Consider the following 6293-nt stretch of genomic DNA (forward strand, 5'->3'; position numbering starts at 1 on the left):
AAAGCGGTCAACCCTGGTAAAAGAGGGTCTCCACGACCGCATGAGCACGTCGCGTCGTCCGTCGGTAGGCATCGAGGAACTCGCCTGGATCGTCATCGGCCGAGTAACCGAGCACTCGCGCGACCGCGGCCAGGTCCCGGCCGGAGCTAGGGATCTCGTCGACGGCCTTGCCACGGACCAGCATCCCGGCGTTGCGCACACGCGTCGCCAGCAGCCAGGCCTCGGTCAGGGATTCGATCTCTGCGGGCTCGGCGAGCCCCGCCTCTGCCACGGATTTCAGCGCCTCGATCGTCGAAGTGGTCCGAAGTCCCTCGACTTCGTGCCCATGGCGCAGCTGCATAAGCTGCACGGTCCACTCCACGTCGGCGAGCCCTCCGCGGCCGAGTTTCGTGTGCCGTGTCGGGTCGGCGCCCTTGGGCATCCGCTCCGTCTCCACCCGAGCCTTGATCCGCCTGATCTCCCGCACCCGAACCGCGTCGAGGCCCGCTTTCGGGTATCGAATGGGGTCGATCATCTCGATGAACCGAGCGCCAAGGTCATCGTCGCCTGCGATGAACCGCGCGCGGAGCAGCGCCTGCGACTCCCAGACCTCCGCCCAACGACCGTAGTAGCTGCGGTAGGACTCCAGGGTTCGCACCAACGGGCCGCTCCGCCCCTCCGGACGGAGATCGGCGTCGACGACCAGCGCAGGATCGGGGCTCGGGGCCCCGAGGATCTTGCGCACCGTCTCGGCGACCGAGGAAGCGAACTTCGCGGCTTCGGAGTCCGACACCCCTTCCGCGGGCTCGCACACGAAGAGAACATCCGCGTCAGATCCATAGCCGAGTTCGGCCCCGCCCAGGCGTCCCATGCCGATGACAGCGATCTTCGCGGGGGTCTGCCCGAGCTCCGCCTGACGCTGGCGAAAAGCAGCGGCCAAGGCACCTTGAAGCACAGCGACCCACACGCTCGACAATGCCGCGCAGACCGCGGGAACATCCAGCAACCCCAGAAGATCTGCCGACGCAATCCGCAGCATCTCGTGACGGCGGAGCGATCTCGCGGCCGCGACCGCGGCGTTCAACCCCGGTTGCCGCCGTACCGCGGCTCGCAGCGAGGTGGCCACCTCTGCCGGAGTGCGACCGGCCAGCCGCGCGGGATCACCGAGCAGCTGCAGGACCTCGGGCGCTCTCGCCAGCAGGTCGGGTACCAGTCGCGAGGTGCCCAGCAGGAAAGCGAGCCGCTCGACGACTGCGCCCTCGTCCCGGAGAACCCTGAGGTACCAAGGCGTTTCCTCAAGCGCTTCGGAGACCTTCCGATACGACAGCAGACCGCGGTCAGGGTCCGGAGTGTCAGCGAGAAGGTCCAGCAAAACCGGCAGCAGGGCCTGCTGGATGGCAGCCCGACGTGACATTCCCGCGGTCAACGCCTTGATGTGCTGGAGGGCGCCGTCCGGAGCCGCATAGCCGAGCGCGGCGAGACGGCTCTCTGCCTGTTTCGTCGTCAGCCGGAGCGCTTCAGTCGGCACGTTCGCGACAGATTGCAGGAGAGGCCGATAGAAGAGCTTTTCGTGAAGCCGTCGGATGCTCTGCAGATGGCGGCGGAACTCCGCCAGCAGGACGTCCCCCTCACTCTTGCCCCGAGCCGGCCGCACACCGCTCGCCCTCGCGATCGTTCGCAACTCGCTGACGTCCGAAGCGGCAGGGAACAGGTGCGTGCGCCGGAGCCTGCGAAGCTGAAGCCGATGCTCGATGGTCCGGAGGAACTCGTATGACGACGCGAGCTCCGCGGCATCCTTCCGGCCGACATAGCCGCCGTCACCCAAGGCGGCGAGCGCGTCCATCGTGGACGGAGATCGCAGATCCGCGTCGATCCTGCCATGGACCAATTGCAGCAACTGCACGGCGAACTCGACGTCGCGGAGGCCTCCGCGCCCCAGCTTGAGCTCCCGCTCCGCGTGCGCGGAAGGCACGTGCCCTTCGACGCGGCGCCGCATCTTCTGGACTTCAGGGACGAAATTCTCCCGATCGGCCGCGGCCCAGACCTTCGGTGCGACCATCTCCGCGTACTGGCGCCCGAGTTCGGCGTCACCCGCCACCGGCCGTGCTTTGAGCAAGGCCTGGAACTCCCAGGTCTTGGCCCACTTCTGGTAATAAGCGGCGTGCCCGTCGAGGGTCCGGACCAAGGCACCCGCCTTACCCTCCGGCCGCAACGCCGCGTCGACCTCGAAACAAGCCTTGCCGACCACGCGCATCATCGTGCTGGCGAGCCGCGTGGAGACCGTCAGATCTCCGTCGCCGACAAAGATGACGTCCACGTCGCTCACATAGTTCAGCTCTCGACCACCGCATTTACCCATCGCGATGACGGCCAGCCGGCCTTCGGCACCGGCACCCACCTCGGCCTCCGCGACCAGCAGCCCCACTGTCAGCGCGGCCTCGGCCAGCGTGGTGAGCTGGGCTCCGATCTCGGCATAGGGGGGCTGGCGAAGACCGGGTTCGACCAGATGCCCGAGGTCGGCCGCTGCGATGCCGAGGAGCAGCTCGCGGTAGCCGACGCGAAGAGCCTGCTCCGATTCGACTCCCGTGAGCACTTCTCCATTCGGGCGTAAGTGGTCGAGGAGACTGCTCACGTATTGACCCGGCTCGGTGCTCTTCTGCCCCTCGATGGACTTCCAGCAGCCGGTGTTCGAGACCAGGAAGTCCGCGAGTGCGCTCGAGGTACCCAAGACACCGAGCATCCGGCCGCGGAAGGTGCGGTTGGTGCGGAGGGCCTGGTCGAGTCCGGTCCAGGTTTCAGGGTCGGCTTCCCTGATCCGGTCCAGACCGCTCAGGGCGAGATCAGGATCCGCCGCGCGGGAAAGTGCGGACAACACGTCGGCGGCGGAGCCGTCCGGGCCGGTTTCGGTCCACCAACTGGCAGCACGCAGCTGCCCGTCGGCACGGGGATCGGTGAAGCCGTATCTCGCCACGGAAGCGGTCGGCCTGGCGCGCTCAACCATCGGCTTCCACCGTAGTCGCCCTTCCGCCCGTGGCCAGACGGACGCGCAAGGGAGCAAGGGACCTTTGCTATCGCCTCAGCCGGACGGTAGCAAAGGTCCCTTGCTATCACTAGGCCGCGATCCTGCCGACTTCCTGTTCCGGAACGGGCGGGGCGGGGCTGGTGAAGCTGCCCGCGTTGACGGGGCTCCGCCGTGAAAGGAGGTAGATGCCAATGCCGATCGCGAGGCCCGCGACGCCGACGGCGATCGTGCCGACTGTGCCGGTCGAGGTCACGAGGCCCGCACCTGCACCGACTATGGCGGCTGCCGGAAGCGTGAAGAGCCAGGCGGTCACCATGCGGCCGGCGGTACGCCAGCGAACCGGTGACTCATTTCTGCCCACGCCGGAGCCGACGATGCCGCCGGAGCAGACGTGGGTCGTCGAAAGCGGGAAGCCGAAGTTCGTCGAGGCGAGAATGACGGCCGCCGAACTCGTCTGAGCGGCGAAGCCCTGTGGGCCATCGATATCGGTGAGACCTTTGCCCAGCGTATAGGTGATTCGCCAGCCACCCAGGTACGTGCCGAGCGCCAGCGCCAGCGCCGCGCTGACGATCACCCAGAGCGGCGGCCCGGCCCCGGCGGGGAGGGCGCCGGCGGTGATCATCGTCAGCGTGATCACGCCCATGGTCTTCTGCGCGTCGTTCGTGCCGTGGGCGAGCGAGACCAGCGAAGCCGAGATGATCTGGCCGACTCTGAAGCCTGCGGTGCGACCGCGGCGGACGAAGAAGCGGTAGACGAAGTACGTCACGGCCATCGCGACGAGGCCGGCCAGGACCGGCGACAGCGCCGCTGGAACCAGCACCTTCTCGACGATCTTTCCGAAATGGACGGAGTCCGTTCCGGCCGACACCCACGTGGCGCCGATCAGTCCTCCGAACAGCGCGTGGGACGAGCTGGAGGGCAGGCCGATGAACCAGGTGATCAGGTTCCACACGATCGCCCCGACCAGGCCCCCGAAGACGATCGCCGGGCCGATCTTGGTGTCGTCGACGAGTCCATTCGAGATGGTCTTGGCCACCTCGACCGACAGGAACGCTCCGACCAGGTTCAAGACCGCGGAGATCGTCACTGCGACCCTGGGCCGCAACGCCCCGGTGGCGATCGACGTCGCCATCGAGTTTGCCGTGTCATGGAACCCGTTTGTGAAATCGAAAATTAGGGCCGTGACGACGACGAGCACGACCAACAGTGAGGGCTCCACCCCGACCTCCGAACCCTTCGAAACTCCCCTCGCAAGGTACCTGACGGCAAGACCCGAGTGTTAATAACCCATACGGATTTGAGACATAAGTCGTTAAGCCATCGGCAATGTACGTTGACGGTCCGCAGCCGGGGCGAGGTCGCCGGACACCAGTCGGACGAAGCGATGGGCGAACGGTCGCCAGGTTTCGGTGATATCGGCATGCACCTTGGCGAGGTTTTCCGGGGTCAGTACGTCCGGCCGGGTGAGTTCCGCCATTTCCGGCGCCTGCCGCGCCCAATCGAGAACCACATCAGGCGTCGTCTCGATGTGGAACTGGACACCGTAGGCACAACGGTCGAATCGGAAGGCCTGGTAGGCGTACCGCGGGGAAGAGGCGAGAATCTCCGCGCCTGCGGGCAGCCGGGTGATCGCGTCGTTGTGGAACTGCAGGACGTCCTGCATCAGCGGCAGGTCCGCGAACAGCGGGTCGGTCCACGCAGCGTCCTTCTTGGACACAAGCCCCGGGCCGACCTCGGGCCCTTGATCGCCCGTGCTGACGCTGCCGCCCAGCGCTACGGCCAGCAGTTGACTGCCGAGGCAGATAGCGAGTGTCGGGATCCGTGCCCCCGCGGCTTTCGAAAGAAGCTTCCGCACGTCCGCGAGCCATGGGTGAGCCTCATCGTCGTTGGCACCCATCCCGCCGCCAAGGCATACGACGCCAGCGTATCCGTCAAGATCGGCGGGAAGAGTCTGATCAGGCAGCAACCGGATGTCGAGCTCGGCGCCCGCCTCGGTGAGCCAGTCGCCGAGAGGGCCGATCGGGTCTGATTCATCCGGCTGGATGACGAGCAACTTGGGAGCGGTCACCTCCCCAGCCTACGACCGCGCCGAGAGCAAGGGACCTTTGCTACCACGACGGACGGTGGTAGCAAAGGTCCCTTGCTCCTCAGCAGGCACAGCGCGGGGTGGGGGCGGAGGAGCGCGCCAGCAGAAGGGTGTCTCGCTCAACGGGATAGCCGGCCGCTTGCCAGGCAGTGATACCACCGGAGAGGCGTTTGACCTTGAAGCCGAACTCAGCGAGTTTCAAAGCGCCCTTCGTCGCGGCGTTGCAGTGGATGCTCTCGCAGTAGCAGATGTAGACGAGTTCGCGGTCCAGCCCGCTGACCGACTCTGCTGTCATGTCCCGGTACGGGAGATTGATCGCGCCGGGGATGCGAGCGGACGCAAAGGCCTCCGGAGCTCTGGTCTCGACGACCACGTAACCCAGCTGGGTGCCAGAGGCGAGATCACGGACCAGGTCGTCCGGGTCGACCTCGAGAGCGAGTTCGGCACGCAGGTGCGCGGCCGCGGTCGCGCCGTCCAGGGCTGGGAACGTCAGTGTGCGGGGTTCGGTCGTCATGGCTCAATCCTCGTAAACAGTGATCGTTCGCGACATCGGAGAATCCAGGTCTGGGCAAGGGCTAGCCTGGAGATTCCTCGCGAGCATGACGATCGACCTGGAGTTCTGTGAACCTCGATGATCTCGACTGGCAGCTGCTTGAACTGCTCCAGTCCAACGGCCGACTGACCTACTCGGAGCTTGGCAGGCGGGTGTCGCTGTCCGCGCCCGCGGTGACCGAGCGGGTACGTCGGCTCGAGGAGAAGGGGATCATCACCGGGTACTCGGCAAGTGTCGATCTGACGAAGCTCGGGCTCCCCATCGAAGCGATGGTCCGGGCGAAGGTACGCAGCCTGGACACGGCACGCTTCCGCGAAACCATCCTCGCACTACCGCAGGTGCTCGATGCCGACCACGTCACGGGCGACGAGTGCTGGCTCGTGCGGGTTGCCTGCCGCAACACGGCAGAGCTGGAGGAACTCGTGGAGCGGATGCAGCGCTATGGCGAGACGACCACATCGCTGGTTTTCTCGTCGCCTGTGCGTCGGCGCGCGATCGGCCGCGAAACCTGCTGAGCGAGATCTCCGCGGGGAAGCATGGGACCTTTGCTACCACTCGGCAGGTCCAAGCATGAAAAAAGGTCTGGGACCTGGGAGAACTCTCGGTTCTCGACCAGGTCCCAGACCTTATTCAATGTTAGTCCGGCGGTGTCC

General features: G+C 66.2%; 5 protein-coding genes. 1 reads left to right on the top strand and 4 read right to left on the bottom strand.

The window, feature by feature from the left end; all coding sequences use genetic code 11:
- Positions 1–7 precede the first annotated feature (7 nt).
- The 4 genes from AVR91_RS29310 to AVR91_RS29325 all read right to left on the bottom strand — a co-directional run bounded on the left by AVR91_RS29310 (position 8) and on the right by AVR91_RS29325 (position 5601).
- Entirely contained in the window at positions 8–2980 is a 2973-nt protein-coding gene (locus tag AVR91_RS29310; protein WP_063272510.1) for a bifunctional [glutamine synthetase] adenylyltransferase/[glutamine synthetase]-adenylyl-L-tyrosine phosphorylase, read from the bottom strand.
- A 109-nt stretch (positions 2981–3089) separates the two neighbouring features.
- A complete protein-coding gene (locus tag AVR91_RS29315; RefSeq protein ID WP_083715722.1) occupies positions 3090–4208 on the bottom strand; it encodes an inorganic phosphate transporter in 1119 nt (372 codons plus the stop codon).
- Between the two features lie 105 nt (positions 4209–4313).
- Entirely contained in the window at positions 4314–5069 is a 756-nt protein-coding gene (locus tag AVR91_RS29320; protein WP_063272512.1) for a type 1 glutamine amidotransferase, read from the bottom strand.
- Positions 5070–5148: 79 nt separating this feature from the next.
- Positions 5149–5601 (bottom strand): rhodanese-like domain-containing protein, encoded by a 453-nt coding sequence (locus tag AVR91_RS29325; RefSeq protein ID WP_063272513.1) that lies wholly within the window; start codon positions 5599–5601, stop codon positions 5149–5151.
- 107 nt (positions 5602–5708) lie between these two features.
- Between AVR91_RS29325 and AVR91_RS29330 the strand changes: the two genes are divergently transcribed.
- The gene (locus AVR91_RS29330) at positions 5709–6155 is read left to right on the top strand and encodes an Lrp/AsnC family transcriptional regulator (RefSeq protein WP_063272514.1); all 447 of its coding nucleotides are present in this window, start codon (positions 5709–5711) and stop codon (positions 6153–6155) included.
- Positions 6156–6293 lie beyond the last annotated feature (138 nt).

It is taken from the genome of Amycolatopsis keratiniphila subsp. keratiniphila, from assembly GCF_001620365.2.
In the GTDB taxonomy this organism is placed as follows: domain Bacteria; phylum Actinomycetota; class Actinomycetes; order Mycobacteriales; family Pseudonocardiaceae; genus Amycolatopsis; species Amycolatopsis keratiniphila.